Annotated in this window: 3 protein-coding genes; all 3 read right to left on the bottom strand. The window is 43.1% G+C overall.

Annotated elements, in window-relative coordinates; all coding sequences use genetic code 11:
• The coding region (locus NTX75_02645; GenBank protein ID MCX5815127.1) for a hypothetical protein at positions 1-673 on the bottom strand (673 nt) is incomplete at its 3' end.
• 30 nt (positions 674-703) lie between these two features.
• Positions 704-1,684 (bottom strand): hypothetical protein, encoded by a 981-nt coding sequence (locus NTX75_02640; protein MCX5815126.1) that lies wholly within the window; start codon positions 1,682-1,684, stop codon positions 704-706.
• Positions 1,685-1,724: 40 nt separating this feature from the next.
• Positions 1,725-2,466 (bottom strand): calcium-binding protein (locus NTX75_02635; GenBank protein ID MCX5815125.1); only part of this gene is annotated, 742 nt, incomplete at its 5' end.

The raw sequence follows: 2,466 nt of genomic DNA, 5'->3' as shown, positions 1-2,466 counted from the left end.
TGCCGTCATGGTCAAAATAGGCTCCATCTTTGAAGTTGGTAGTTTCTACCCCATCACCATCAAGGTCAAGGATGATGGGAGAGGGGGTGACAGTGGCGGTGTTGAAGAGGTTTCTGCAGGTGTTCATCATATCAGGGAGACCGGAAAGATCATTTGATGGCAAAAGACCATAGTGATTTGATGGATTATTAGGGCCAGGAACATAATTGGGTTCGATGTAGGTGCCTATTTCGTTAAAACGCCCCTCTGGGTCAAATGCCAATTTATCAGCCATTTTTTCTGTCTCGCCCAAGTCCCTGTTATGTCTGTAACAAATATAGTTTTCTAAAGTGCCCTCAATACCTTTTTTCTCCATTCTTGCTATTCTCTGTTCTACGTCATTAGAACTTAAATTATACTCCTTTTCATATTTGAGCATATCGGTAATAAAAGCGTTTGTGGCGTCTTGCGCATTGAATTTACTACCCTGAAAACGACTCCCGTTCCATGTCTCATCTTTATACTGGAAAAGCCCGCCTGCTCCCCACCGATTGTCTGGACAATCCGGTCTCAGGGTAGATTCCAGTTCGGCTACTGACGCGACCCTTATTATCTGTTCTGTAGTCAGTCCCCGTTGTGTACCGACCTGTATAATAGTATTGAGTACCTGTTGCTGTGATGATGTAAGCAACATAAAACCCTCCTTTTGATTTTATTTATAGTTTTAACGCACTTTGGGCACGTTTTCACTGAGCATAGGGTAACCATCCTTTATTAATAACAATATCATCTCATCTTTCCTTTTTTTGTCCGGATACGGCATCGACTTGAACCGGGAAAGCGCTTCTTTTATTAGTTTGGGGTTCTGTGTGCTCTCAATCGTTGCCAGCCAGTTAAATTGAAGCATTTCTATCAACTCATATTCCTTTTTCTTGAAATCATGCTCTATCCATTTGTATATATTTTTTGCCTGCTTGAGAAAAAACCGTTCAAACGCTTGTCCTTTGACCCTTTTGAAGTAGGGAAACGGGGACGGATAATACTGACCTCCTGTTCCGCCACCCGGCATATAACGGTAAACGGAGAATACCCCTACCTCTGCACCACGACCCATATCTTCACCGGTTCCGGCTACTTTAAGCTCTCTGGTTAATACCTCGATATAGCCATCATTATCAAAATCACCCACAATGTCATTCAGGTATTCTATACCGCCGGAACCTAATCTCAGAGATATGTGGTTGTATGGATTATCAAGATCATATATTTTAAGCATGTCTGGATTTCTGTCGTCATCCAGAAACATATCAATAAACAATAAAGGCGATCCATCCTTCTGTTCAAAAACTGCCATGGGCTTCTTTCCGTAAGGATGCATGGATGATCCAAATTCATAATAAAGCAATTCTCTACTTGTCAACCATTCAATCTTTACACTAAAAAATCCAAATCCCAATTCAGGATTGTAACGACCATATTCTTTCAGAGTGACAAGATAATTCTTATGGGTAAGCTTATAGGTAGCTTTTACCTTGAACTCCCCCGGTGTAGTAACCTTTTCGGGCTGAGTGCTTATCGTGGTCTGTTTTTGTTTCTGCGGACTATTGTCTGCAGAATAGCCATAAAACGCCACTAAAAATATGATAGCAAACAAAAATATGATTATCGTTATCTTACTTTTTGTATTTTTTGTTATATTTTTCATTGAATTAACACTCCTTTTCTGTCATTCATCATTCCAATGTTCAGACAGTTACATATATTTTTTGCGATTGTCTGTATAAAATGGGCCCTGCAATGCTGTTGGGGTTTGTGCCTGTGGTACCCACAAACTGGTTACCGAAGAGTTTCTCCGGAACGGTAAGTTTTCTGGCATCGATATTGGGTCCTCTGCTTGTTGGATCAACATTCTCCACCCCTGCCCATTTGAAGATAATCTGAGTAATAAGCGCGTGCCTGACATCCGCATCGGTTTCTGCGGCAAACTGTTCCACAAGGGATTTAAGAGCGCCTGATGAGTCTCTTACCATTGCCTGATGTAGGTCATAGACATTGCCATACCCCTGAAGGTCAGGAAGGGCTGCTATGTCATCAGGGATGTCAAGCCATTCGTTGGCAATGGTATACATCTTATCCGCCTTGAACCATACATCGGTAGCTGTAGCGGTGGTGCCGTCTGATTTGGTGAAACTCCCTGCCTGCTTATGTTCATTGCCGTTGGCATCAACAAGGGTGGATGTAGTATAGCCGGTGTTGATGGATTGAATGCCCTCTTCCTGGAGGGTAAAGAGTTCATCGGAGGCGGAATAGCCATCGCCGTCGAGGTCCTGCCAGACCTTGAGGCTTGAGAATGCGGCATCGTTAGCATCTATTTTGCCGTCGGCATTGGCATCAAGCTCAGAGAGGGCCTGAAAACCATTTGCCGCTCTGGTTCCGTTGCTTAGAATCGTTTGATCGCCAAAGAGTTCCTTGCCGTTGTCAATGGTG

The sequence above is a fragment of the Pseudomonadota bacterium genome (assembly GCA_026388315.1).
Taxonomy (GTDB): Bacteria; Desulfobacterota; Syntrophorhabdia; order Syntrophorhabdales; family Syntrophorhabdaceae; genus MWEV01.
Note: the sequence above shows the minus strand (reverse complement) of the source record. Positions and strands in the feature narration are given on the sequence as shown.